This is a genomic window from Pseudomonas sp. nanlin1, from assembly GCF_045571515.1.
GTDB lineage: Bacteria > Pseudomonadota > Gammaproteobacteria > Pseudomonadales > Pseudomonadaceae > Aquipseudomonas.
In genome coordinates this window covers 1,875,668-1,900,283 of the sequence record NZ_CP124218.1, presented here as the reverse complement: position 1 = coordinate 1,900,283, position 24,616 = coordinate 1,875,668, and the positions used below count along the sequence as shown (strand labels likewise).

The window sequence follows — 24,616 nt, the reverse complement described above, 5'->3', positions numbered from 1 at the left end:
CTCCTTGCTACATTGTTCAGGGCTGATCGTTGGCTGAAATCGCATCCCAGCCACTCTTGACTGTAATCAGCAGTTTGGCCACTTCATCGACCATTTTAGGGTCGCTGTGCACATTGGCCTGGGCCAGGCGGGTCATCATATAGCTGTACAGGCTGTCCAGTTCCTTGAGCGACTCGGTGTCAGTGGTTTTCTCCGGGTCCAGGCCTTCACGCAGACCACCGATGATTTCAATCGCCTTGCCCAGCATGAGCCCCTTCTCGGCAATTTGGCCACGGCTCATCGCGCCCTTGGCCTGTGCCATACGATCGAGCCCGCCCTGCATCAGCATCTGCACCAGACGGTGAGGGCTGGCTTCAGAGGTCTGGGCGACAGAGCTGACCTTCTGATATTGGCGAAGGGCTTTCATGGGGTTCATGTGTGGTTCCTCTTGACAGGCAAAAAGTGTGTGGCCTTCTTGCTATTTCTATCGACTTATAAGCGAAAAACTTTAGCGCTCACCTAGAAGCAAAAAGGCCCGGCACCTTCCATAAGGAACGTGCCGAGCCGCAAAAACTGACTGCGCTTAGTCCGAAGACTTATTGTTCAGCGCGTTCAGCGTAGTCAAAATGCTATCGCTGGTGGCCTTGATTTGGGCGACCAAGGTGTCCATGGCGTTGTACTTGGCGCTCAGTGTGGCGGTCAGGTTAGTGATACGCAGATCAAGCGCTGCTTGATCGTCGACCAGATCTGACAACTTGTTGTTGAGCGTTTTCTGTTTGGACGCCAGGATCCCGCCCGTTTCAGCATAGCTGTCGGTGGCCGCGGTCATGCGGTTCAGAATACCGTTTTCACCCGTGAACAAACCGACCACGTCACCGGAAGAGGTCTTCATCGCGTTGTCGAATTTGGTCGAATCCAGCGTCAATAGCCCGGTGGTCTGCGTGGTGGTAATACCGATCTGCGACAACACGCTCAGAGACCCGCTCTCTCCCGGCTTGGTCAACTCGCTACGAATCGAGCTGACCAGGTTACGCATGGTCGAGTCACCGGTAAGCGCCGCCGCCGTAGTGGCGGCTGTGGTGCTGGTGCTGGAACTGGCCCCGGTGGAGGTCACCTTGGTCTGGGTATTGATCACCGTCATCAAGGCGTTGTACGCGTCGACGAAGGCTTGAACGTTGGCCTTAAGGTCCGTGGTGCTCGACCCTACTGTGATCGTGGTTTCCTTAGAGTCCCCGCCCACCAGCGATAGCGTCACGCCACTGATGGCCGAATCCACAGTGTTACTGGCACTGGTCAAAGGCAGACCATCCACCGTGAACGACGCATCCACCGGCGCGGCGCCGATACGCCCAGCGCCATCGGTGCCTCCGGCTACTGTTCCATCGATGGCCAGAGCCGGGATACCGCTCAAGGACATTTCGGTATTGGCGCCGGTGGTTGTAGACGTCATGACCAAACGCGAATCGCCATTGGCGTCGGTCACCAAGTTGGCGGTGATACCTTTGGCCTGCAGGCTGGTGTTGATCGTGTCACGCACGGTCTGCAAGGTTGAGTTGGCCGGTATATCGATGGTGTAAGCATTGGTACCCTGGGTCAGAGTCAGCGTAGTGGCATCGGTATTCATCACCGTAGATGCGCCACCCTCGACCTTGGCACTGGTGACCTTCGAAGCGGTCGCCAGGTTATTGACCACCAGCGAATAAGACCCCGCAGCGGCTTTTGCGCCGATAGTGGCTGTCGCCACGGTTGGCGAAGAACTGGTGGCGCTCAAGCCGATAAACGAGTTCGTCGTATTGAGTTTGGACAGCGCCGTACGGTAGGTATCGAGCGCACTTTTCACCGAACCGATAGCCGACAGGGTGGCATTGGTCGTGGTTTTTTGCGCAGTGATCTGCGATTGCTTGGGGGCTTTCTCGGCCGCCACCAGTGCTGACACGATGGATGCAGTATCGATACCCGAGCCCACACCCGAAACGGTGGTTGCTCCGGTTGTACTGGATACAGTAGCCATTTTGTTATCTCCTCAATCAGTGACTGTCGCTTTCCTGGCGAACCTGCCCTCAGCCTGGAAAAGATACATAAGCCATGCCAGCCTCAGGCCCTGTCGTCGAACAACAGGCTGCCGGCATCGCTAAGGCTCTGCGCCAGTTTCAACGCAGCTTCAGAAGGGAGCTGTCTGATGACTTCCCCACTGGCGGTCGCAATGACCTTGACTACAACTTTCCCTGTTGAGTCGTCTACGGAGAAGTCCAATTGCCGCCGAGTGGTGTCGACGAACTCCTGGATGTCCTTCACCGCTTTATCCAATTCTGTGCGTTGCGGTTCTTTATTGCTGTTTACGATCTCGCCCGATTGGAGGTCGGACGACGATTGCGAAGCAGGTTGTACGGCAGTTGCCGCCGCCGTTGCCTGATTAGCAGCCGTAGGATAAGACGTGCTCAGCTTGATGCTCATATCCATGTCCACCACCTCACAAATCAAAAAACGGAAGGGCGCACGATGGCGTCCTTCCGTTGATTACCAGGCGCCGATATTACTGAAGCAGCTTCAGAACAGCGGATGGCAGCTGGTTGGCCTGAGACAGGATCGCAGTGGAAGCCTGTTGCAGGGTTTGTTGCTTGGTCAGTTCAGCAGTCTCGGCGGCGAAGTCAGCATCCTGAACCCGGCTGCGCGAAGCAGTGGCGTTTTCAACGATGTTGTTCAAGTTGGAGATGGTGCTGGTCAGACGGTTTTGCTTGGCACCCAGGTCAGCACGAGCCGAGTTAACGGTGGTCAGTGCAGCGTCGATTGCGGTGATGGCCGAGTCGATGGCGGTGTGAGCGCCCGAACCTGCGGCACCAGAGATGGTGGAAGAGCTCAGGCCCAGACCGCTAGCGGTGAACGAACCGGTCAAGCTGAGCGAGATGTGCTCGTCGTCGCCAGTGGCCGAACCCACTTGGAATTCCAGAGTACCAGCGCTACCATCGAGCAGTTTCAGGCCGCCACCGAAGGTGGTGCTGTTAGCGATACGGGTCAGTTCGTCGCTCATCTGACCGAATTCGGAGTTCAGAGCGGTACGTTCAGCCGAGCTGTTGGAGTCGTTACGGGACTGAACAGCCAGTTCACGCATACGCTGCAGAATGTTCGACGTTTCAACCATTGCGCCTTCAGCGGTCTGAGCGATGGAGATACCATCGTTGGCGTTTTTGGTAGCAACGGTCAGACCTTTGATCTGAGTGGTCAGACGGCTGGCGATTTGCAGGCCGGCGGCGTCATCTTTAGCGCTGTTGATTTTCAGACCGGAAGACAGACGACCCATCGAGGTAGCCAGTGCATCGGAAGACTTGTTGAGGTTCTTCTGAACGGTCAAGGAAGTTACGTTGGTGTTTACGGTTAAAGCCATGACTAAATCCTCGTGGGTTGGGTACTGCGGCTGTCCGGCCCTGGCAAGCGCCGGGTTTGGCCTAGAGAACCTTCGTAATAGTTATCGTCGTGGAGTGAGGTTGCTTGAGGGCAATTTTCAATTTTTTTTGCCATCACCTCGCCAGCCCTTGTAACACGGGGCTTACACCCGATAACCACTGCCCAACTTCACTTGACATCGCCCCTGAATAGGCAAATTCGACGGCCTTTCGTCCCCCTAGTCTGGCTTTTTCTCCTGCGCCGTTTGTCGGTCCAGCAGCTCGATGAGCTCATATTCCAGGTAATCAGCCAGCCCCAGGGTGTCTTGCCGCTGCTGGCACTCAAGCATTTGCACCAGCAGGCTCGTCCACTGCGCCTGCTGCGCGCCAGCGACACCTTCGAACAGCGGCGAAACGCCTTCGCAGATGTCGACCATCATTAACCCTGCCTGCACATCGCGGCCCAAGCGGTACAGCCCGGCGCATTCACGGATCAAGCGCGAATGATCGATCATGGGCAGAACTCCGGGTGGAACGCCGTACCGGTGATCATCGCACCGTCTCGGCTGGTATTCAGGAAGCGCACCTGGGGATGGTCGGCGATATAGCGTTCCAGCTCTATAAGGTAGCTACGAAAGCTCAGTTGCGTCGCGACGCGTCGCCCATGGCCGTCCAGCACCCAGTGCCGGGCGAGCGTTGCACTAGGCCCCAGGGCGCCATCACCCCAACCGGAATGGGTCTTGCCGTGGGGGAAAGCGAAATCCGCACCGAACAACACCACCTCTGCGGCGCCCATTTTGACCGCCAAGTCCACGGCGGGGTGAATAACACTGCCGGCCACGTGCAGGTCTGCCTTAGGTACCTGCTGGCGGGCCTGCGCATAGATCGCCGAGGCTGCATAAGCAGCGAAACGTGGCCCCGGCCAGCGTTGCAACAGGGCCGGGTCGACCATGGGCACATAAACCAGTTGGGTAGAAGCTGACACACGCCCCACGGGCAGGTGGTGATCGTTGATCAGCTTGTCGATCGTCACGACGATGTCGGGTTCAAGCCCTTGGTCCAATAACGGACGCAATGCCGTATCGACACAAATAAGCAAAGGCCTATCGGCTGCCGCAACGGCCTGCCGCAAATGCCCGTAGTGGCGCTCCAGACTGGGACCGGTCGCGACCACCAGCGCAGTTCTTCCACACTGGCTGCCGAACAGTTCGGCTACATCGGGGTCGTTGCGCAACAGCGGCAAATTGCTGCTGACTCGCGCGACTAAATCCGGCGCTTGCGCATCGAACTGACGGTTATTGAACGCCACATGATTTTCGCTGACCAGCCGATCACGGATCCTGCCGGCCGTCTCATCCGCCAGCACCAGCTCCGCCGGCAGGGCGAAATAAGGCAGGGCTATTTCCTCGCGATCGTCGGCATATGCCAGGTTAATACGGGGATCTTCTAGCCAGTCATGTTGTTCGAGCAACTGCAGGACTAACAGGAACACCGCGCCGTTGAGGATGTGCACATTGAGCGTCGCTAGCCCGGGAGACTGCAGCAATAACCGCTGCAAGTCACCCAACCCCGTACCGTAGAGATGCAGCACAGGCTGGCCAGGCGGCAGGCTTTGCGCCTGCGCGCGCGCCTCGGCAATACGGTCGTGACGGCTACTAAGTTGTATCCCATCGATAGAGAGGGTCGAGCCGAGCCCCTCCACCAGTTGTGCATCGAGGGTATCACCCGGCTCGCACTGCAGCCGCTGCCACAGTTGTGGCCAGCGCGCCGACAAAGCGGCGCTATTGCGCTGGAACGTTTCGTTGCTCATAAAGGGTGGCCTTGAAATCGCGTCAGCCCAGCATAGCCCAGCGCTTCACTTACGATGAAGAATCGCCGACCCCCACGATAACCCCACACCGAACCCGCTGATCGCCACGCGCTTCCAGGTGGAGGGCAGCACATGCTTTTCCAGCAGCAGCGGAATGCTCGACGAAACGGTATTACCGGTCTCGACCATGTCTTTGACGAACTTTTCCAACGGCGCCTCTTCAAAACGCCGGGCCACGGCATCGACAATAGCCGCACTGCCCTGGTGAATGCAAAACGCGTCGATGTCGTCCGCCTTCAGGTCAGAAGCCCGGAGCAATTCACGCAAATGCTCGGGCACTTTCACTAACGCGAAGTTGAACACCTGGCGCCCATTCATAAAGAACACGCCATTGGTGACTTTAAGGTGCGGCGCGCCCAGACCGTCGGTGCCAAAACTGGCTTTGCCCAGTTGCCAATCAGCCCCTTCGCACATCCAGGTGGCGGTGGCGGCATCGCCAAACAGCATGGTGGTGTTGCGATCTTTCGGATCAACGATTTTTGAATAGGGGTCTGCTGTAACCAACAGGCCATTCTTCAAGCCCGTCGCTTCCATAAAGCCTTTGAGCGCATAGATGCCGTAAACATAGCCCGAGCAGCCCAGGGAAATATCGAACGCGGCGATATGAGTGGGCAATCCAAGCTTGTGTTGAACGATAGCAGCCGTGTGCGGCAAACCTTCTTCATCGCCGTTCTGGGTGACCACAATCAGCGCATCGATAGACTCGCGCTTAAGCTCGGGATTATTGGCAAACAACGCATTGACCGCCTCGACGCACAGGTCGGAGGTTTCTTGCTCGGCCGCCTTGCGCGGCAGAAAGGCCGAGCCGATCTTGCCCAGGATAAACTCGTTATCCTTGTCGAATTTGGCACCCTGCGCGTAGTTGTCCAGGCCATCGACCGGTACGTAACTCGCTATGCTTTTTATGCCAATCATCATGGTTTCCCATTGAAAACTACTGAAAAACAGGTGTCTCGCTCGCCCAAGCGTGGGCAAAAACCCTAGTCGATATAGGCACAAACGGCCTGCGTCGCGCGAGAAATGGAAAGGGTCGTTGGCGTAGCGTCAGCCAGGCGCCATCTCCCTGAGGATTAAACCATAGTGGAGATGCTGGAAGTGACTGAGAAGTCACCTCCAAGATATGAAATTCGCCAAGTGCTTTCTTCGACTATTTGCCCCTCCCCAGAGAGATAGCCCCTACCAAAGCGGCACGCTGCAACTACGCCATTGGGTGGCAGAGAAATTGCTTAGCCTCAAGGTATAGACCACAGCGGCACTTCCTTGACGATCGATTTCGCCAGCCTGCGCGTGGAGCCAGTCCGGAGTCTCATTCTTGAACATTGAACAGTGGGTAGAGTTTCAAATATTGGGCGACCAGCGCGGCAGCATGGTATCGATTGAACAAGGTCGCGTCGTGCCGTTTGACATTAAACGGGTGTATTACATCTATCACACTGAGCCTGGCGTTAGCCGAGGGTACCACGCCCATAAAGCGCTGCAGCAGGTGATGATCTGCGTGGCGGGTAGTTGCCGGGTCGTCCTGGATGATGCTAATACCCGTCAAGACGTATGGCTGGACAGCCCCACTCGAGGCATTTTGGTAAACGGTTCAACCTGGCGAGAAATGCATGACTTCAGCGACAATTGCGTGTTGTTAGTACTGGCCAGCGACCATTATGACGAAAGCGACTACATCCGTAATTATGATGAATTTCTAACTCGGTACGCGCGATGAACTTGAATGGCAGGACTGTCGCCTTGAGACTGGCTGAGGTAGAGGACGCGGAGTTTATTCTTGGGCTGCGCAAAGATCCCCTCCTTAACAGCCATCTGTCACCCACCGACGGTGACATTGGATCGCAAATCGAATGGTTGCGCCTCTACAAACAGCGGGAGCACGCGGGTACCGAATTCTACTTCATCATTCAAAGGCTACCCTCGCTCACGCCCTGTGGCACCGTGCGGATCTATGACATCCGTGAGGGCTCGTTTTGCTGGGGCAGCTGGATATTGAATGAACAGAAAAGCCGTTACGCGGCGCTTGAAAGTGCGTTTCTGGTTTACACGTTCGGCTTTGAGCATCTGGGCCTGAAGCAGTCGCACTTTGATGTCCGTCAGGACAACACTCGGGTGATCTCATTTCATGAAAAAATGGGCGCACGGCGTGTGGCTGAAGACGATCTGGACGTCTATTTCCACATCTCCGTTGACGCTGTGCGGGCGGCGAAAACAAGAATGTCGAGGTTCATAGACTGATGAGCGTTCCTTTTCTGGACCTTAAACACATCAATCAGGCTTCGCGGGACGAATTGATAGCCGCATGCACTCGAGTCATCGACTCAGGTTGGTACATCAATGGTCGCGAAGTTGAGCAGTTCGAGCGACAGTTCGCCCAATACTGTGACACTCGTCACTGCATTGGCGTGGCCAATGGCCTGGACGCCTTGACCCTGACACTTCGCGCCTGGAAGCATATGGGCGTTCTGGCCCATGGCGACGAGGTCATAGTACCCGCCAATACCTTCATCGCTAGTGCGCTGGCGATCAGTGAAAGTGGCCTGGTGCCGGTTTTGGTAGAGCCGGACCCGCACACGTTCAACCTTGATCCTATTCACGTCGAAAAAGCCATTACCCCGCGAACTCGGGTGTTGATGCCTGTTCACTTGTATGGCCGGCTGGCCGAGATGGAAGCACTGACTGCCCTTGCTAATCGGTTCGACCTAAAGGTATTGGAAGACTCCGCCCAGGCCCACGGAGCCCGTGTGGGCAACCGACGCGCCGGACAATGGGGCCACGCGGCAGGCTTTAGCTTCTACCCTGGCAAAAACCTCGGCGCCCTTGGCGATGCCGGAGCCGTGACCACCGACGACGACGAGTTAGCCACGGTGATTCGTACACTAGGCAATTACGGATCGCAGCGTAAATACGAAAATCTGTACCCTGGCGTGAACAGTCGGCTGGATGAAATACAGGCGGCTATGCTCTCGGTCAAACTGGCTTATCTAGACCGACAAACACAAAGAAGACGGGAAATCGCACAACGCTATATCGCTGAAATCAACAACCCAGCCATACAGTTGCCTGAGCCTGCAAAGACCGACATCACTCAACTGCATAGCCATGTGTGGCACCTGTTCGTGGTGCTTTGCGATGAGCGAACGGCGTTGCAGGCCTATTTAGCGCAGCAGCAGATCCAGACACTCATTCACTACCCGATCCCTATCCATCGCCAGCACGCGTATGCGCCATTGGCCGACTTGCACTTACCTATTACCGAAGCGCTGCATCGGCGAGTCCTGAGCTTGCCGATCAGCCCCGAGATGAGCGAGGCCCAGGTGGATCAGGTGGTGCGGGCGTGCAACCAGTTTGAACCACACTAGGCCATTGGCGCATAGCTTTTAGCTATCGCTGGCTAGAACCTGAGCATTGGCGGCCCAAACGCCCAGCCCGCCCCCAGCCACAATACGCAAGCTCAGATCGTGCACAGTGTAGCGGGCACTGACGTAGGCTTGCGCCATGCCCCCCAGCGCATCGAACGTCTGCGCCTCCACCATGACAACGCTTCCAGGGAGGCTGGCGCGATTGTGATCGACCCGGCTGACGGCCAGCGCTTCGCTATCGTTAGGATCACGCCGTAACGAGCCGTCAGATGAAAGCACGCATGGGCCCACGGCGACCACTTCATCCCGCTGCATATGGTTGAGCATCTCGCTCAACCACGCGCCTTGGTCGAACTGCAGGGCCTCGGTGATGAATAATAAAATCGAATGGCTGCAGCGCGCGCGCCCGGCGTTCAGGCGTATGCCGCCGCAACTCGCGTCGCTCTCGACGAATCGAACACGGGAATCGGCCTGGGTATCAAGGGCTGACAGCTGTTCAGCGGTGGCGACAATGACGACTTCGTAATGACTATGAACGGTGTGATGCAGCAAACTTTGCACGCTGGCCAGGCCTTGCTGCCCCATTGAAACCAGGTCGCAAACAATGGAAACAGCCGCCTGCGCAGTATCGCCATAGTTCAGGCGCAGCCCCGCGCCTGATTCGACGCGGACCGCCGCCTGTGCATAACCGCGCACCTGCAAATGCGTTCTGACCGCATCGGCCATTGAATCAATGGCCCCCCGCGACCTCTGCGAATGCAAGATGAATTCGTCGATATGGCCGATGCCGGCCGCGCCCTGCAGCTCAAGCAAACGCAACAGAAAACCCAAGTCGTCCTGGGGAAAATCCTGCCCCCCCTGCTCTGCCAGCGGTATCAGAAACTGACGTGCCAAAAACCAGTGACCGGCCATTACAGCCGGAGCACTCAACAGGTAATCGAGATTGAAATCGGGGCGCTTCACTGCTTTCAAACTGCCGCCGGCGGTTGGCTGAAACTCATCTGCGTAAACAGCGTCGCAAAGGTCAGCCCCCGTCAATTCGCCCAAGGCCATCACCCATCCGCCCGAGCAAAAAGTTTCCCCAGCACTAACGCGCAACATCCAGTCAAAATCATAACGCTGAACCGCATCACTAAGGCATGCCCGGATACCGTCTGGCGTTAGCGTCCGCCAATAGACCCCGTCCGCTGGATTGTCGGCAGGGGGAACCGGGCGTGGAGTCAAAATCAATACCTGCAGCCGCACCTCAGCTGCGGTGGCGTCGCCCAAGCTCTGCAAAGTGCGGGTAAGGGCCTGGATATCGTCGTTGTGGTCCACGATCACGACCAATAATGACAAGGGCTCAGCGCACGCCTGCAGCTTTTGCTGCGCTGCGGTATAGGCGACCGCCGTGGGGTGGCGCAATGTTTCCCACGCTTGGACTTCATCCTTATGCTGCTGGACCGTTTCCTGCCCGGTGAATGTCGCCAGTAAATCGATGCGGCTCCATTGCGAGGGCCGATCCAAACGAGCCCCCATGACAAAACAGCTGTCGAATTCAGGGCGTTGCCAGCCCAGCTGTCTGATCTGACGGCGGAGCAAATGATGGTAGTAGATAGCCGAGGTTGGATCTTCTCGATCTTGCTGGCTGAATTGCTCGGGTGATATGCGAAAAAAAGACAGGGGTTTGGCCAGAAACGCCAAATCGCCCTTCTGCAACAGTTTGACTTGCAAAGCGACGTCGCCTATGGAATTGATCGCCTCGCCTCCCAAGCTGTAGATGCCGTCACCGAACGCCAGTAGCTCCGCACGGCGGCAGAGCATTGAGCTGGGTTCGCCGATGAAGTTCACTGTGTGCTCGCCTAGAAATGACGTGACGTCTTTACCATCGAGTAGCACATCGCAGGCGAAGGGAAAAACGGTCGCAGGGATATCCGGCAAGGGTTCACCCCACTGGTCTATACGCACACGCCGCGAGGACGCCAGGGTGACACTGGGATTACCCTCCATCGCATCAATCAACAAACGCACGCACTCGGGGTCCAGCATATCGTCGTCGTAGAGCAGCTTGAGGTATTCACCTTGTGCCAAGTCGACGCCCGCCTTCACGTTCGCCACTTCGCCAAGGCTAGGCGAATTGTGGATGTAGCGGATCGGCCACGGGCTTGTCGGCCGCAGCGCGTCCACGATGGCGCCGATGCTGTTGTCAGGGCAGTCATCGGTCACGATGATTTCTACATCTGAATAATCCTGGGCCATGGCGCTCTTGAGCGCCGCTTCGAAATAGGCCGACTTGTAGGAAGGTATAACGATGCTGACCAACCCTGGCTGACTCATATGAACCCTTTTTTGTGATAGGTAAAGATTAAACCGCCGAGCACCCACGCGCTAAACCGCAGGCCTCAAGGCTGCCAAGCCGACAACCAGCGCTGAAGCCCAGCGCCATGCAGGACGAAATCCCGCATGACCTGCGCTTTCAGTTCATCCCCGAGGCGGGCATTCGCTTGACGGTCACTCAAGTGCATTCGAATCGCGGCTAGCCACTGGCTAGCGGAGTTATCCTTGACCCTAGTGGCCGTGAGCGCGCCCTGATACGCCAGGGTATCGGAGCAAATCACCGGGTAACCGCACGCGCCGTACTCCAATAGCCGCAAATTGCTCTTGCAGTCGTTAAACACCACCTGCTCCAGCGGCGCCAACGCCAGGTCCAGGTTCAAACTGGCCAGCTTGGCTGGGTAGCGGTCCAGCGTTACGGTTTCATGAAATTCGTGGATATAAGGCCTTAATTCCGCGGGGCACATACCGAAGAATACCCAATCCACTTCTTTAGCCAACGCCTTGACGACATCGGCGATCAGCAACAAGTCGCCGGTGTGGCTCGTCCCCCCGCCCCAACCTACCCGTGGCTTGCGGCTGGTGCCGCGAGCACTGTGCAAGCCCTCCCACAGTTGCGGCGCCAACATGTTGGGAACCACGCGAATATCATCGTTCATCCCGCGCATGGCGTGAGCAAGCGGCTCGGTCGAAACCACCAGCCGGTCGCACAGCCCGATGCCTTTAGGTAGGCTCTGCGCGATGCTCTTGCCAATGTAGCGTTTGTGTTCATTCTGATCGGGAACATTGAGTAGATAATCATCGAGCTCGAAGATGGTAAACGCATCAATGGATTCTTTGATGATCTTGATGCCTTCTACCGGCCCCTCGGTATAACGGCCCTGGAAGATGATCACATCGGGGACCATGCGCTCTATCTCAACCACTTGGGGCGTTCGGTAGTAGAGCGCGCCTTCGATCATGCCGGCATTTTCAAGGCGACCGAATGGGTTGATCAAACGATAGTGACCCACCGCCCCCTTGTTCACCGGCAAACCCAGAATGCGCGTACGGATCTTGCTCTCGAACGGCAGCCAGCTGTTGCGCGCGGCCCCAGCCAGGTTAAAACCGGTGCTGGCCAGGGATAGGTTGGGGTTATAGGCCGGGTCTCGAGCCAGGTCCGGCATCCACTTGCGTAGCACCGCTCTCTGCGCCTCGGGGACTTCGGTTTCGCTAGCAGAGTTAGCTGCGCTAAGTGTTTCGGCAGCCCTGAGCAGCAGCCGGGCAAACGGTGTGAACACGGTCAGATATCCGGCCTGGCGCATCCGCAGGCATAGATCGACTTCCAGGCTGATGTCGCGCAGGTTTTCATCCAGCCCACCGATGGCCGCCCAAACGGTCTTGTCCGCCAGTAAGCAGTGACGGCTCACCGCGCTGTAGTTATGGACGACGATCAACCGCTGCATGTACCCCGCACTGCTCGGCTGCTCGCCCCGGGAAACCGACCCCGCCAGACCACCGAGGCCGAACACCAGGCCTGCGTGTTCGACCGTCCCAGCCTGGTTATATAGCTTGGCTCCAACGGCAGCCACCTCGTTGCGCTGGACGTGCATCATCATCTCGGATAACCACACCGGATCAATGATGCCGGCGTCCTGGCTCAACAGCAGAACGTAGTCCCCCTTGGCCAGCGATGCACCATAGTTGGCTCTTTGCGCGTACTCAACGAGCCCATGCGGCGCCCAGCAGACGCGAAGTTGCTCGCTGCCCAACGAAGCGATGCCATCCAGCCAGGCCCGACCCGGGGCCGATTCCTCTAAGGATGGGATGACGATCACTTCATAAGCGGGGTAGTCGGTTTTTTCCAACAAGCTATCCAGGCAGTTCTGCAGGTGGGCCAAGCGCGCGTCGCTGACGATCACGATGGACACCAACGGCTGCTCGGAGAAGTGATACTGCAGCCGGTTGACCACTTTAGGGCTGACGGGCAAATGAGTGTGGGCCAGGCCGATCCGGTCCAAGTGGCGGGACACGAGCATCGCGCTGGCGCTCTGCACACCAGGCTCGCTCAGCCAACTGGAGTAGGACTGGCGGCAGTGCACCAGTACCTGAGCAATGTGGCCGACCGCCGCAGTGCCGTCGCCCTCGACTATTTTCCAGAGCAGGTCGTGAGGGCCCAGCTCGCCGAATTCAGGATCGAACCCGGACACAGCGAGGAACCGATCACGGCTGAACGCGAGCAGGCGTCCGACGTAGGGGTAACTGCGCAGCAAATCCAGGTTGAAATCCGGCTTGAACACCGGCTCTGTCAGGAACGCCTCGCCCTGGCAATCCTCGTCGCTGTAACAGGCTTGTAAAACCGCGTCCTGGGCGATTCTCTCTGCCATCAACAGCAAAGCATGTTCATGTAGGCAATCACCCGAGCGCAGCAGGTAAAACCAATCGAAACCGTCGAGTTCTGCCAACAGCGCATTGACTTGCTGCGGCCAGGCCTCGGTCAGTGGAGCGTAGAGGGTGGTCCCTTCCACTCGGGTCTCGTGGCAAGCCGACGAAATCACGATACTGGCCACCGCCGGGTAGCTCTGTTGTTCGACGCTTGCCAGGGTTTCGTGCAACTGGGCCGCTGGACGCTCGTCAACGATGACGACCACAAAGCGGGTCTGGCGCGGCCACCCCGCTACTCGTTCCGGCAAATTGAGCTTTTGCCCCTCGGTAAAGTTTTTAGAAGCTACCCATTGTTCATACACGTCATCGAATGTGCGCGCGCCGTCGCCGATATATTCTTTGAGGTTTTCTTTGAGTACGCCCATTTGCCGAATCAACGGCAGTGGCTCGTAAACCCGCTGTGCTTCCAGGGCTGGCAAGTCCTTGAGCGTCACATAGCGAATATCCAGGCTGGTGCCGACCACCTTGGCGCCGCGGGCTTTGAGCAATTTGACGATGGTGCCCAGCTCGACAGCATGCCGGTGATGGGCATTGGCAACGCTGTGCACGCGAGCAGGATCCAGGCGTTGGGTGGCCAGCACCTCGTTGAGCAACACCAGATTGCCGCGGCGCAGCAGGCAGATCAGAACGATGAAATCCAGAGTGACCGAGAACGACTGCGCAGGATCGCTGGCCAGGGCCTGGAGTACCGCCAGTAGCTGCACCCGACGCATCAGTAAGCAGCTCAAGCTACCGAACAGATCGATCGGGTTGGCCTCGAGCAAGCTGAGGATATCCCCCCCTTGCATCAGCACGTCCTCGTGAATGTAACTGGCGTTCTCGACCCGGGTCGGCAGGATGCGCTCTTGAGGGTCGGCCATATAACGCTGGCAGGCCGCTACCCATACGTCAGGGCACTGTTGCAGCGCGGGGACCAGCCGACTGACATGGTTTTCAAATAGCCAGTCTTCATCGTGCAAAATCTTGACGAACTCGCCTGTAGCCAGTTCGACACACTGCTGAACGGCGTTAGCCAGGCCCAGCGCTGCGGGGCTGCGCACATAGCGCAGAGCCACTGTCGACTGCCCCCGTATCTGCTCGACCAAACCGGCGATAACGTCATCAGCGCTGTCGTCGTAAACCAATACCTCCAAAGGCTCGTATTGTTGGCTCAAAGCACTGCGTAAGGCACGGGCGAAACCCTCTGGGCGGCTCGCAGGGATGGCGATGGTGACTAACGGCATAGAAGACATGGACGAAGACCCAGAGCAGAGCTGTCAGCGACAGCCGGAGGGGAGACAAGGCAAGGCAGAAGGGGCGCCAGCAGATGCCGCCCCTTACCTGGGAAGCGTAGCTTAAAGTTTGTTAAACAAACTCAGCTGGGAGATTTTTGCAAACGCCAGTTGCGAAGCCTGCAACATGGTTTGCTGCAAGGTCAATGCAATGGAAGCGCTGGCCATGTCGGTGTCACCGATGGCCGACTGAACGGTTTTATTGTTCAACTCCATACTGGTGTTCTCGGCCGACTGGATATCGACCATATTGCCCCGGCCACCAATGGCACCGCGGGTCACTTCGACTCGATCGTTGGCACTGGTGATATTGCCCAGGGCCGCCTGGATGGCCGCCTGTTGTGCCAGTTGGCCCTGGCGGTCGCCCTCCACCGGTACATTAAGCGCCGCGCTCAACTGATGCAGGGTATCGAGCACGTTCTGCGTCTTATGGCTGTTGACCTGTACCACGTACTGGTCTTTGTCGGCGGGCGTGCCGGTGAAGTCAAAGGTGACACCGGCTACGGTGATCTGCGACGCGCCACCGGTTGACCCAGTAGCGACCGGCTTGCTGCCATCGCTGAGGGGCTGAGCGTACACGGCGTAGTCGGTAGCGCTGCTGAATTTGATGACCGCCCCACTGCTGGGGAACCCTGCCGCATAGGCGGATTTATCGGTTACCACAGCGCCGGTAATCTGCGCCGTCGAGGGGTTGGCCGCACCACGCGATGGGCTTAGGGTGTCGGGCTTGCTCGACAAGGTGAAGGTGTGCCCGGCAATCGCCGCATCGGCGTCGGTGTCAGTGCTCTTGAGGGTGATGTCCAAGGCAAATTCAACGCCGCGCAGGCTGATGGCTGAACCACCCTCCTTCTTCGGGTCGAATACGCCTTTGCTCGGCAGCTCTGCGGTAATGTCATTACCGGAACTATCGGTCACGGTGTAAGCCGTGCTGCTGACAAAGTTGAGCGTATAAGGCTCACCCGCGATATAGCTCTTGTTGTACGTATTGACCGCCTGCAACTGGCCGCCGGAAACGGTAACGCGGTTATCGTTTACAGGAGGCGCGGTGAGGGTAGAATTGGTCCGAGCGGTGTTAATGGCCTGCTCGAACGCGCTGTAGCCGGTTTCGTTGGTCGCAACGCTGAGGGTGTCGGAAATCTGCAGGCTGAGCTGGGTCTGGTCGCCCTGATAGGTGTAGGTACCGTCGCCATTGCGCGTGTAGGGCGGTTCGGTGGTTTTGGAGCCGGCAAAAATATACGCACCGTTGGCGTCGCGGCTGTTGAGCAAGCTGAAGACGTTCGCTTCGATTTCGCTGATTTCACTGGCGATCGACGCGCGATCGTCGTCGCTCATGGCACCGTTACCGGCGCTCACAGAAAGCTCGGTGGCCCTTTGCAGCGCGGTGGTGATGCTCTCCAGAATGCCTTCGCTCTGGTTGAGCGAATTGGTGACGGTGGTGATATTGCCTTTGTACTGAGTCAGCAATGCGCTCTGCTGCTGCAGTTGCAGCAGGCGGGCCGCGCCCGCAGGGTCATCCGACGCGGTATCGATACGCGAGCCGGAGGCAATCTGCTGCTGGGTCTTGGCGGTGTCGGCAAAACTCTTGGTATAGCTGGCCGCGCTGGTCTCGAAGTACTGAGAAGTGGAAATACGCATGGTCGACTTATCCTTTAGAGAGCGTTCATCAGCGCGCTGAAAGTTTCCTGCGCGGTTTTGATAATCTGCGAAGAGGCGGTGTAATACTGCTGGAACTTGACCAGTGCAGAAGCCTCATCGTCCAGGTTCACACCGGACACGGAGTCCCGGTTGGCCTTGGCCGAGGTCAACACGGCGGTGGTAGTGGCCACATCGACGTTAGCCTGGGCGGTACGCGAGCCGACGGTTTCCACCAACGCTGCGTAGGACCCGGTGAAACTGGTGCCCGCCGCGCCATTGCTGACCCCCACGGTAGCCGCCGTCTGCAATTTCAGCAGCTCTTGGGCGTTGCGGTTGTCGGATTTACCTTCGCTGTTGAACGCAACCGTGTAGGCGTCGTCCTTGGCCGGGGCGCCGCCCACTGTAGTCTGGAACGTAAAGCTCTTTTGCGTGGTGCCATCGGCCTCGTACACCGGGTTGCCGCTGGCATCGACCATCGGCACGCTGATGTTTAGGGTGTTGTCCTGACCGGGCACGATGGTACCGGTGCCGATACTCGCGCCCGATGAGTTGTACACCGTATAGCTCTGGGTGCCGCCACCGGCAGTGCCGAACACCAGTTTGACCGGGGTCGAGGTCTGCACAGCACCTTGCAGTTCGGCCAGGTCAGCGCCGCTGTAGATGTCCAGCTTAGTGGTCATGCTTGGCTGCGCCACGGTGCCGGTACCGGTGTTGCTGCCCGACGCCGTGGAGGTCAAGGGGGCTGCCAGGCCAATTTTGTTGCCGTCGGTCAAGGTGGTGGTAATGGACCCTGCAGCCGCGCGGGTAGGTATCACCTTGAAGGTATCACCGGCACTCAGGCCGCCGCCTTTTAGGGCCATGGTAAAGCCGTCGATCACCGGTGCCGGGTCGGTGTCCAGGCTATAGGTGCCCATGGCCTTGCCGTCCGAACGGGTAACCGTATAAGACTTGTCGCTGGTGAATTTCACCAGGTAATCGTTGGTGGTCAGCTTGCTGCTATCGCTGATGGTTACATCGAGGTTGCCGGAACCCGAGCTATTACCCGTAGCAGCCAAGCTGCGCTCGCTGATGGCTTTGGCGCTGTTGATGCTGGAGAACAGCGACGAACCGAAGTCACCGTTGGCATCGACGCCCTGGCCCAATTGACGGTCCAGGGTATCGGCCACAACCAGGGCAACCCGGCCCAGCTCATTCATGGCCGGGGTCAGGGTCTCGCTGCGATAGCGCAGCAGGCCGCCGATTTCGCCACCGGTGACCACGTTGGTCACGTCAGAGCTGAAGCTGGCGTAGTTGATGGTCAGCGAATACTGGCTTTTATCCGTGGTGCTGGGTGCCGCCGACAAGGTATTGGAGGTGACGCCGGACACCAGCGCCTGGCCACTGCCGATGTACACATCGTACATGCCGTTGTTTTCCTGAACGGTGGCGCCCACCAGCTCATTGAGCGAGCGCACGGCTTCGTTGCGCGCATCGAGCAGGCTGTTGGGGGTCGAACCGGTCGCGGTTTTTTCGGAGATCTGCTGGTTCAAGGTCGCAATCGAGCTGGACAGCGCGTTGACCTGTTTAGCCACGCTCGACAGCTGGGTATTGATCGCTTGATTCTGCTGGCTCATCTGCGAAGACAGCGCGTTGAAACGGCTGCTCAGGCCCTGGGCCTGGGTCAATAGTAGCGAGCGGCTAGCGCTGTCAGCCGGCGTCGCCGAGGCGTTTTGCACGGCCGCGAAAAAGCTGGTCAGGACCGAACTGATGCCCGTGCTGCTATCAGAGAGCAATTTGTCGAGGTTGGTCGCTTGTGCCTGATAGGCTGCCGCATCGGTTTTCAGTGCAGTGCTGGTCTGCAACTGGGTTTCCATATAGCTGTTGTAGATGCGGCGGATATCAGAAATCGTCGTACCGGTCCCCAGGTAACCCACGCCAATGTTCTGCAGGTTACTGGCAGTCGTCACCGTGCTCTGACGCGAATACCCCGACGTCGACACGTTAGCGATGTTGTTACTGGTGGTCGCCAGTGCTGCCTGGGTGGCCGCCAGGCCGGATTGTCCGATCGAGATCAACGACATGATTCAAACCTTATAAATTCGTGGTAGCCGAAGGGTTGCGCACGTAAGTGGCAACGCCCTGCATCTGCTTGGCAATACTGGAAATCTTGCTCGCATAATTAGGGTCAGTGGCGTAACCAGCCTTCTGCAGCTCCTTAACAAACTGTTCTGGGTTATCGGCTGACTTCAACACACCTTGATAGCGGTCGTTGTTTTGCAGCAGGCTGACCAGGTCGTGGAAACTGTCTTCAAACGACTCGTAGGAGCGGAAGTCGGCGGTTTCCTTGACCATCTGGCCATTGCGGAACTCGCTGGTGATGGCCCGCGCCTGCTCGCCCTGCCAACTGCCCGTGGCCTTGATGCCAAACAGGTTATGGCTGCTGGTGCCGTCGTCGTTGCGCATCACCGACTTGCCCCAGCCGGTTTCCAGGGCGGCTTGGGCGACCAACACCTTGGGGTCGACGCCAATACGCGCGGCGGCTTTTTCGGCCATCGGCAACATGGTCGCCATGAACTCGTCAGACGAATCGAAAGCCTTCTTCGCCGGTGCCAGCGGTGGCTGGGCCACGCTGCGGCCGGTGATGCGCAGGCTGTCAGAAGCCTGAGCGGTGGTGATCGGCGCGGTCCAGTCGCCGTTGGCGCGGCCAACGCCGGCCACGCCGGTGGTCGCGGCAGCCGAACTGGCCACATTGATACGGTTCTTCGCCGATGCCGCCAGTGCGGTGGCATCAGTGCTGGCCGACGGCACGATGCCAGCCAGCAAGCGGTCGGTCATCTTGCTCGGCAGAGCCAAACGGCGCTGGTTGAGCAGCGCCATGTCGTTGCGCGTGCTGGTGGCTGCGCTGCCACCGGCTTTGAGGTCAGCGGCGCCGTCACGGGTCGCGCCCAGCGGCGTTTGCGCCTGGCCGACATGGGGGAACGGATTATTGGCACCCGGGGTCGGGCCCTTGGTTTTGGACAATTGGCGCATCAGGACATCTTGCAGGCCAATGCCGCCACCCTGCTTGGAGAGGGTGACCGACAGCTGCTGGTCGTACATTTCCTGATACTGCTTAGTGGTCGCCGTGTTGAGCGGGTTGTCCTTGGCCAGCACGTCGTTGGCCGAACGCATCGACTTGAGCATCTCGTTGAGGAACAGCGACTCGAACTCCTGGGCCACCTTGCGCAGGTTGGCCTCGCTGTCGCGATCCCCTACTTTCAAGGAGCTCAGACGGTTCAGGTCGGTATAGGCCCCCGAATCAGTCCCGCTCGATACACCGCCTCTAGGCATGTCCATGGTCGAACCCCTTAAATCACGATCAGGTCGGCTTGCAGCGCGCCGGCTTGTTTCAAAGCTTCGAGAATGGCCATCAAGTCACCGGGCGCAGCGCCCACCTGATTGACCGCACGAACGATCTCGTCCAGCGTGGTGCCAGGGCCAAACTTGAACATCGGCTTGGCTTCCTGCTGAGCGTTAACCCGCGAGCGTGGTACGACGGCGGTCTGGCCGTTGGACAACGGGCCCGGCTGGCTGACGATCGGGTCTTCGGTGATGGTCACGGTCAGGCTGCCGTGGGTCACCGCTGCTGGCGAAACTTTGACGTTCTGGCCGATCACGATGGTGCCGGTACGCGAGTTGATAATGACCTTGGCCACGGCCTGGCCGGGCTCGATCTCGATGTTCTCCAGAATCGACAGGTAATCCACACGCTGGCTGGGGTCGACCGGCGCTGTGACCCGCACCGAGCCACCGTCGATGGCCTGAGCCACGCCTGGGCCGAGCATGTCGTTGATCTTGTCGACAATGTGCTTGGCGGTGGTGAAATCGGAACGGTTGAGGTTCAAGGTGAGGCTGTTGCCTTGGTTGAAACCGCTCGGCACCGCACGCTCGACCGACGCCCCGCCAGGGATACGACCGGCCGACGGTACGTTGACTGTGATCTTCGAACCGTCGCGGCCTTCAGCATCGAAACCGCCGACGACCAGGTTGCCCTGGGCGATGGCGTAGACGTTGCCGTCGATCCCTTTCAACGGGGTCATCAACAGGCTGCCGCCGCGCAAGCTTTTCGAGTTACCGATGGATGCCACGGTAATGTCGATCTGCTGCCCTGGCTTGGCGAACGCTGGCAGGTCGGCATGGATCGACACCGCCGCAACGTTTTTCAGCTGAACCGTCCCGCTGCCCGCCGGCACCTTGATGCCGAACTGCGCCAACATGTTGTTGAAGGTCTGCAGGGTGAACGGGGTCTGGGTGGTCTGGTCGCCCGTACCATTGAGCCCCACCACCAGGCCGTAGCCGATCAACTGGTTGGTGCGCACGCCGGAAATGCTGGCAATGTCCTTCAGCCGCTCGGCGTGGGCGCCGAGGGTGAAGGTGAGCAACATGGCCGCAGCGATCAGCTGTTTAAAGTTGAACATGGTCGTCGACACCTAAAAAGGGAAGTACGGGCTGCCGAAGAACCGATCAAACCAACCGGGTTGGCTGGCATCGGCGAAAGAGCCGGTACCGGAGTAGGTGATGCGAGCATCGGCGACACGGGTCGACGACACAGTATTGTCAGTTGCAATGTCATCTGCACGGATCATGCCAGCAATGCGCACCAACTCTTCACCGGTATTGAGGGTCATCCACTTCTCGCCACGAACCGCCAGGATGCCGTTGGGCAGCACATCGGCCACGGTCACGGTGACCGAACCGGTCAGGCTGTTAGCCTGCGCTGCAGCCGCAGTGCCATTGGTCGAACGGGTGCCGCTGTAACCAGCATTGAGCGTCAAGTCGCCGTCGCCCAATGGGTTGTTGGTGTTAGGAACCGCGCCGAACAGCGAAGTCAGACCAATGCTGTTGGAGCTGTCCTTGCCCACCTTGGAGTTAGCGCTTTTGCTCGCCGCCATTCTTTCGTTAAGGGTCACGGTAATGATGTCGCCGACCCGGAACGCTTTACGGTCGCCGTACATGTTCTGCTCGAACCCGGCCTGGTAGATCGAGCCGTTATTAGCGGCAGCCGGCAGCGGCGTGCGCGGCAGCACCGGCGCGTAGTACGGATCGTTAGGCTTGGGCGGTGGGCCCATGCAACCGGCCAACAAGGTGAGCCCACTCAAGGCAAGAACATTCAACAGACGAGTCATGACACGGACCTCACGGTGTAGCCGGCGCTGGCGGCGCACAGGTTGCTGGTTAACTACGTTGGCTGAGTTACAGGTTCTGCGTAACAAACGAGAGCATCTGGTCGGCGGTGGAGATCACCTTGGAGTTCATCTCGTAAGCCCGTTGCGTGGTGATCATGTTGACCAGCTCTTCCACGGTGCTCACGTTGGAGTTTTCCAGGGTGTTCTGCAGCGTCGTGCCGAAACCATTCAAGCCCGGGGTGCCGACTTGCGGCGCGCCGCTGGAAGCGGTTTCCAGGAACAGGTTGCCGCCCATGGCCTGCAGGCCGGCCGGGTTGATGAAGTCAGCGGTTTGCAGGTTGCCGATCACAGTCGACGCCGGGTTACCGGCGGTGGTGATGGACACCGTACCGTCGGTGCCGACAGTGAAGGTCTGGGCATCGGCCGGGACGATAATCGCAGGCTCCAGCGCCAAGCCACTGGCGGTGACGATCTGGCCGTCAGCGTTCAGGTGGAAAGTACCGTCACGGGTGTAGGAAACCGTACCGTCAGGCTGCATCACCTGAAAGAAACCACGGCCGTTCACCGCCAGGTCGAGCGGCTGGTCGGTGGTCTGCAGGCTACCGGCGGTGAAGTTCTTCTGGGTGCCGACGATACGCACACCGGTACCCACTTGCAGGCCCGACGGCAGCTCGCTGTCTTGGGTCGACTGGGCGCCAGGCTGGCGTTTGATCTGGTACAGCAGGTCCTGGAACTCAGCCCGATCGCGCTTGAAACCGGTGGTGGAAACGTTGGCCAAGTTGTTGGAAATGGTGGTCAGGTTGGTGTCCTGTGCGGACAGGCCCGTCTTGGCGACCCAAAGAGCTGGAAGCATGGTGTATCTCCTCGTGCGCCTGTTCTACGGCGCGAGCGGCTGATAATTAGGCTGTTAATTAGCTAACTTGCAAGACCCGGGCCATCGCCTCGTCGTCTTCCTTGGCGGTGCCCATCATCTTGATGTGCAGTTCGAATTGCTTGGACAAAGCCAGTACCGAAGTCATTTCTTCCACGGCATTGACGTTGCTGGCCTCCAGAAAACCCGAGACCATCCGCACGTTGCCGTCTACTGCCGCGGGTTGGCCGCTCTTGGTGTGGATCATGCCGTCAGTGCCCTTGACCATGGTGCTGAGGTCGGGTTTGACCAGCTTGATGCGGTCCACCTGAGCAAGCGCCGAGGGGTTCTGACCCATGCCGCGAACGCTGATGGTGCCATCCATACCGACTTCGATTTTCTGCTCGGGCGGCACGGCAATCGGGCCACCGTTACCCATCACCGGCAAACCATTGCCGGTGCGCAATACACCCAGGGCATCGACGTTCATGCTGCTGGTACGGGTATAGGCTTCGCTACCGTCAGGGGCTTGTACGGCAATCCAGCCATCGCCATCGACGGCGACGTCCAAGTCGCGACCGGTTTCCATCAGGGCGCCGGCGCTGAAATCGGTGGCCGGCTTTTCCGTCATGGCGTAGGCACGCGATGGGAAGCTGTCGCCGAAGACGGGCATCGAACGCGCCTGTTCCAGGTCGCGCTGAAAGCCGCTGGTGGTCAGGTTGGCCAGGTTGTTGGCATGGGCCTTTTGTGCCAGTGCGTTCTGGCTGGCACCGGTCATTGCCACGTAAAGCATCTTGTCCACAGATTGACTCCTCTGACGGGCGAATGCCGCTTGGAAAGGTTCTGAATGGACTAGAGCAATTAGCGGGCCAACCTGTAAATATTCTCTCCAGCTCCCGAATTTACTGGGCTGTGAGGTTTGTAGTGTTAGGCGTCAAAATATGTCGAGACGGAAATACGGCGCCAACTGGCCGCATGCGGCAATCGCGCGGCAACCGTCAACAAAAAGCCCCGAACCAGGTCGGGGCTTTTCTTAGTGACGTACGCGCATCAGGTCATCTGGATGATGGTCTGCATGATGGTGCTTTCCGTGGAGATGGTCTTCGCGTTCGCCTGATAGTTGCTCTGCGCCTTGATCAAATTGACCAGCTCAGCCGTCAGGTCGACGTTGGAATCTTCCAGGGACGAGGACTTGATGTCGCCCAAGGTGCCCGTGTCAGGCTCGCCAATAATCGCAACACCGGAGGCGAACGACTCTTTCCAGTTGGTGCCGCCAATCGGCGTCAGGCCTTGGGTATTGGCGAAGTTGGCCATGACCACTTGGCCAATGACTTTGTCCTGGCCGTTGGTGAAGTTGGCGAACAGGTTACCCGAGCCATCGACGCTCAGGCCGGTCAACTCGCCGGTTGCATAGCCGTTCTGGTCCTTGGAAGTGGTCGCGGACGCTGCGTTGTACTGGGTGGTGCTGAGCAGGTCCAGGGTGATTCCGGTAGCGCTAGGCGCCGCACCGTTGCCAGCCCAGGTGCCGTCGGCGGCCTTGGCGGCAGGAACCCAGTCGGTCAGCGCCAGGGTGCCGTCAGTCTTTACCGTCCAACCCGTGGAGCCGGTCGGTACGGTGATATCTTTCAAGGTACCGTCTGAGTTGAAGCTCAGGGTATTGACCAGCGGCACCACAGGAACTGCGCCAGGGTCGTTAGGTGTAACACCGTCGATGGTGGAATACATGGTCCAGGTGTTGTCAGTATCGTTTTTGACGAAGTACTGGTTCAGCGCGTGGAGGTTGCCCTGGCTGTCGTAGGTATCGGTGTTGAAGGTGTAGTTATAGCTGGCCGAGTTGGCCGGATCGAACGTGGTCACCGACGGCGTGGTCGCGCTGGAGTTCAGGTTGACGGTCTCGGAGATGCTCGAGGTCGCTTTGGGCGCCAGGTTCGAGGTGTCGATCTTCAAGTTGCTGAGCACACCGGTCTGCAACTTGCCATCGGTGTCAGCGGAATAGCCCTGCAGGTTGTTGCCGCTGACGTCGACGATGTTGCCGGACTTGTCGCTGTAGAACGCGCCGGAACGGGTGTACACCTTCGAACCGTTGTCGCTCAAGACGAAAAAGCCGTTGCCGTTGATTGCCAGGTCCAGGCTCTGCCCAGTCGAGGTGATATTACCCTGGGTGAACTGCTGGGAAACGGCGGCCGTAGTCACGCCGCTGCCCACAGAGGTTTTACCAGAAGTGCCGCGAATCGACGCCGCGTACTGGTCGGCGAATTCGGCGCGCGACGATTTAAAACCGGTGGTGGCAACGTTAGCGATGTTGTTGCCGGTAACGTTCAGTGCCTTGTTGGCTGCTGCAAGGCCGCTGAGGCCGATATTGAAAGACATGGTTCAACTCCTGTGCCGTTA

Annotated in this window: 20 protein-coding genes; 3 read left to right on the top strand and 17 right to left on the bottom strand. The window is 58.6% G+C overall.

Going from position 1 to position 24,616, the window contains the following annotated elements:
- Window positions 1-16: 16 nt before the first annotated feature.
- From fliS to QCL65_RS08905, 7 genes are all read right to left on the bottom strand, one after another.
- Window positions 17-415, bottom strand: coding sequence for a flagellar export chaperone FliS (gene fliS / locus QCL65_RS08935; protein WP_407315851.1), 399 nt, complete (start codon window positions 413-415; stop codon window positions 17-19).
- A gap of 147 nt (window positions 416-562) precedes the next feature.
- Window positions 563-1,990 (bottom strand): flagellar filament capping protein FliD, encoded by a 1,428-nt coding sequence (gene fliD / locus QCL65_RS08930; RefSeq protein WP_407315850.1) that lies wholly within the window; start codon window positions 1,988-1,990, stop codon window positions 563-565.
- A gap of 83 nt (window positions 1,991-2,073) precedes the next feature.
- Entirely contained in the window at window positions 2,074-2,439 is a 366-nt protein-coding gene (locus tag QCL65_RS08925) for a flagellar protein FlaG (RefSeq protein ID WP_407315849.1), read from the bottom strand.
- 73 nt (window positions 2,440-2,512) lie between these two features.
- Complete coding sequence (locus QCL65_RS08920) at window positions 2,513-3,361, bottom strand: flagellin domain-containing protein (RefSeq protein WP_407315848.1); 849 nt, start codon at window positions 3,359-3,361, stop codon at window positions 2,513-2,515.
- A 237-nt stretch (window positions 3,362-3,598) separates the two neighbouring features.
- Window positions 3,599-3,874, bottom strand: coding sequence for a hypothetical protein (locus QCL65_RS08915; protein ID WP_407315847.1), 276 nt, complete (start codon window positions 3,872-3,874; stop codon window positions 3,599-3,601).
- Complete coding sequence (locus QCL65_RS08910; RefSeq protein WP_407315846.1) at window positions 3,871-5,169, bottom strand: motility associated factor glycosyltransferase family protein; 1,299 nt, start codon at window positions 5,167-5,169, stop codon at window positions 3,871-3,873. The genes QCL65_RS08915 and QCL65_RS08910 overlap by 4 nt, the downstream gene beginning before the upstream one ends.
- A 45-nt stretch (window positions 5,170-5,214) precedes the next feature.
- A complete protein-coding gene (locus QCL65_RS08905; protein WP_407315845.1) occupies window positions 5,215-6,144 on the bottom strand; it encodes a ketoacyl-ACP synthase III in 930 nt (309 codons plus the stop codon).
- 397 nt (window positions 6,145-6,541) lie between these two features.
- On the opposite strand from QCL65_RS08905, the gene QCL65_RS08900 reads away from it, so the two are divergent.
- The 3 genes from QCL65_RS08900 to QCL65_RS08890 are packed head-to-tail and all read left to right on the top strand — an operon-like array spanning window position 6,542 to window position 8,588.
- Window positions 6,542-6,943 carry a sugar 3,4-ketoisomerase gene (locus QCL65_RS08900; protein ID WP_407315844.1) on the top strand — a complete coding sequence of 134 codons (402 nt, stop codon included), beginning with the start codon at window positions 6,542-6,544 and terminating at the stop codon, window positions 6,941-6,943.
- A complete protein-coding gene (locus QCL65_RS08895; RefSeq protein WP_407315843.1) occupies window positions 6,940-7,464 on the top strand; it encodes a GNAT family N-acetyltransferase in 525 nt (174 codons plus the stop codon). Before QCL65_RS08900 ends, QCL65_RS08895 begins: the two co-directional genes overlap by 4 nt.
- Window positions 7,464-8,588 (top strand): DegT/DnrJ/EryC1/StrS family aminotransferase, encoded by a 1,125-nt coding sequence (locus tag QCL65_RS08890; protein WP_407315842.1) that lies wholly within the window; start codon window positions 7,464-7,466, stop codon window positions 8,586-8,588. The genes QCL65_RS08895 and QCL65_RS08890 overlap by 1 nt, the downstream gene beginning before the upstream one ends.
- Before the next feature lie 18 nt (window positions 8,589-8,606).
- Here QCL65_RS08890 and QCL65_RS08885 read toward each other — a convergent pair whose 3' ends face one another.
- From QCL65_RS08885 to flgE, 10 genes are all read right to left on the bottom strand, one after another.
- Window positions 8,607-10,904, bottom strand: a complete 2,298-nt coding sequence (locus tag QCL65_RS08885; protein ID WP_407315841.1) for a glycosyltransferase — start codon at window positions 10,902-10,904, stop codon at window positions 8,607-8,609.
- A 65-nt stretch (window positions 10,905-10,969) separates the two neighbouring features.
- A complete protein-coding gene (locus QCL65_RS08880) occupies window positions 10,970-14,557 on the bottom strand; it encodes a glycosyltransferase (protein WP_407315840.1) in 3,588 nt (1,195 codons plus the stop codon).
- Between the two features lie 102 nt (window positions 14,558-14,659).
- Entirely contained in the window at window positions 14,660-16,231 is a 1,572-nt protein-coding gene (locus tag QCL65_RS08875) for a flagellar hook-associated protein 3 (protein WP_407315839.1), read from the bottom strand.
- 14 nt (window positions 16,232-16,245) lie between these two features.
- Window positions 16,246-18,291 (bottom strand): flagellar hook-associated protein FlgK, encoded by a 2,046-nt coding sequence (gene flgK / locus QCL65_RS08870; protein WP_407315838.1) that lies wholly within the window; start codon window positions 18,289-18,291, stop codon window positions 16,246-16,248.
- Window positions 18,292-18,301: 10 nt separating this feature from the next.
- Window positions 18,302-19,546, bottom strand: coding sequence for a flagellar assembly peptidoglycan hydrolase FlgJ (gene flgJ / locus QCL65_RS08865; protein ID WP_407315837.1), 1,245 nt, complete (start codon window positions 19,544-19,546; stop codon window positions 18,302-18,304).
- Between the two features lie 11 nt (window positions 19,547-19,557).
- Window positions 19,558-20,667, bottom strand: coding sequence for a flagellar basal body P-ring protein FlgI (locus QCL65_RS08860; RefSeq protein ID WP_407315836.1), 1,110 nt, complete (start codon window positions 20,665-20,667; stop codon window positions 19,558-19,560).
- A 12-nt stretch (window positions 20,668-20,679) separates the two neighbouring features.
- Window positions 20,680-21,375: a flagellar basal body L-ring protein FlgH gene (flgH, locus tag QCL65_RS08855; RefSeq protein ID WP_407315835.1), complete on the bottom strand. Its 696-nt coding sequence runs from the start codon at window positions 21,373-21,375 to the stop codon at window positions 20,680-20,682.
- Between the two features lie 67 nt (window positions 21,376-21,442).
- The gene (gene flgG, locus QCL65_RS08850) at window positions 21,443-22,228 is read right to left on the bottom strand and encodes a flagellar basal-body rod protein FlgG (RefSeq protein ID WP_407315834.1); all 786 of its coding nucleotides are present in this window, start codon (window positions 22,226-22,228) and stop codon (window positions 21,443-21,445) included.
- Between the two features lie 58 nt (window positions 22,229-22,286).
- Window positions 22,287-23,027 (bottom strand): flagellar basal body rod protein FlgF, encoded by a 741-nt coding sequence (locus tag QCL65_RS08845; protein WP_407315833.1) that lies wholly within the window; start codon window positions 23,025-23,027, stop codon window positions 22,287-22,289.
- Between the two features lie 248 nt (window positions 23,028-23,275).
- Entirely contained in the window at window positions 23,276-24,595 is a 1,320-nt protein-coding gene (gene flgE, locus QCL65_RS08840; protein ID WP_407315832.1) for a flagellar hook protein FlgE, read from the bottom strand.
- Between the last annotated feature and the right edge of the window lie 21 nt (window positions 24,596-24,616).

What these genes read in the sequence shown, in the direction of transcription:
- fliS (WP_407315851.1), bottom strand. Translation starts at nt 415, where the DNA reads ATGAACCCCATGAAAGCCCTTCGCCAATATCAGAAGGTCAGCTCTGTC.
- fliD (WP_407315850.1), bottom strand. Translation starts at nt 1,990, where the DNA reads ATGGCTACTGTATCCAGTACAACCGGAGCAACCACCGTTTCGGGTGTG.
- QCL65_RS08925 (WP_407315849.1), bottom strand. Translation starts at nt 2,439, where the DNA reads ATGGATATGAGCATCAAGCTGAGCACGTCTTATCCTACGGCTGCTAAT.
- QCL65_RS08920 (WP_407315848.1), bottom strand. Translation starts at nt 3,361, where the DNA reads ATGGCTTTAACCGTAAACACCAACGTAACTTCCTTGACCGTTCAGAAG.
- QCL65_RS08915 (WP_407315847.1), bottom strand. Translation starts at nt 3,874, where the DNA reads ATGATCGATCATTCGCGCTTGATCCGTGAATGCGCCGGGCTGTACCGC.
- QCL65_RS08910 (WP_407315846.1), bottom strand. Translation starts at nt 5,169, where the DNA reads ATGAGCAACGAAACGTTCCAGCGCAATAGCGCCGCTTTGTCGGCGCGC.
- QCL65_RS08905 (WP_407315845.1), bottom strand. Translation starts at nt 6,144, where the DNA reads ATGATTGGCATAAAAAGCATAGCGAGTTACGTACCGGTCGATGGCCTG.
- QCL65_RS08895 (WP_407315843.1), top strand. Translation starts at nt 6,940, where the DNA reads ATGAACTTGAATGGCAGGACTGTCGCCTTGAGACTGGCTGAGGTAGAG.
- QCL65_RS08890 (WP_407315842.1), top strand. Translation starts at nt 7,464, where the DNA reads ATGAGCGTTCCTTTTCTGGACCTTAAACACATCAATCAGGCTTCGCGG.
- QCL65_RS08885 (WP_407315841.1), bottom strand. Translation starts at nt 10,904, where the DNA reads ATGAGTCAGCCAGGGTTGGTCAGCATCGTTATACCTTCCTACAAGTCG.
- QCL65_RS08880 (WP_407315840.1), bottom strand. Translation starts at nt 14,557, where the DNA reads ATGTCTTCTATGCCGTTAGTCACCATCGCCATCCCTGCGAGCCGCCCA.
- QCL65_RS08875 (WP_407315839.1), bottom strand. Translation starts at nt 16,231, where the DNA reads ATGCGTATTTCCACTTCTCAGTACTTCGAGACCAGCGCGGCCAGCTAT.
- flgK (WP_407315838.1), bottom strand. Translation starts at nt 18,291, where the DNA reads ATGTCGTTGATCTCGATCGGACAATCCGGCCTGGCGGCCACCCAGGCA.
- flgJ (WP_407315837.1), bottom strand. Translation starts at nt 19,546, where the DNA reads ATGGACATGCCTAGAGGCGGTGTATCGAGCGGGACTGATTCGGGGGCC.
- QCL65_RS08860 (WP_407315836.1), bottom strand. Translation starts at nt 20,667, where the DNA reads ATGTTCAACTTTAAACAGCTGATCGCTGCGGCCATGTTGCTCACCTTC.
- flgH (WP_407315835.1), bottom strand. Translation starts at nt 21,375, where the DNA reads ATGACTCGTCTGTTGAATGTTCTTGCCTTGAGTGGGCTCACCTTGTTG.
- flgG (WP_407315834.1), bottom strand. Translation starts at nt 22,228, where the DNA reads ATGCTTCCAGCTCTTTGGGTCGCCAAGACGGGCCTGTCCGCACAGGAC.
- flgE (WP_407315832.1), bottom strand. Translation starts at nt 24,595, where the DNA reads ATGTCTTTCAATATCGGCCTCAGCGGCCTTGCAGCAGCCAACAAGGCA.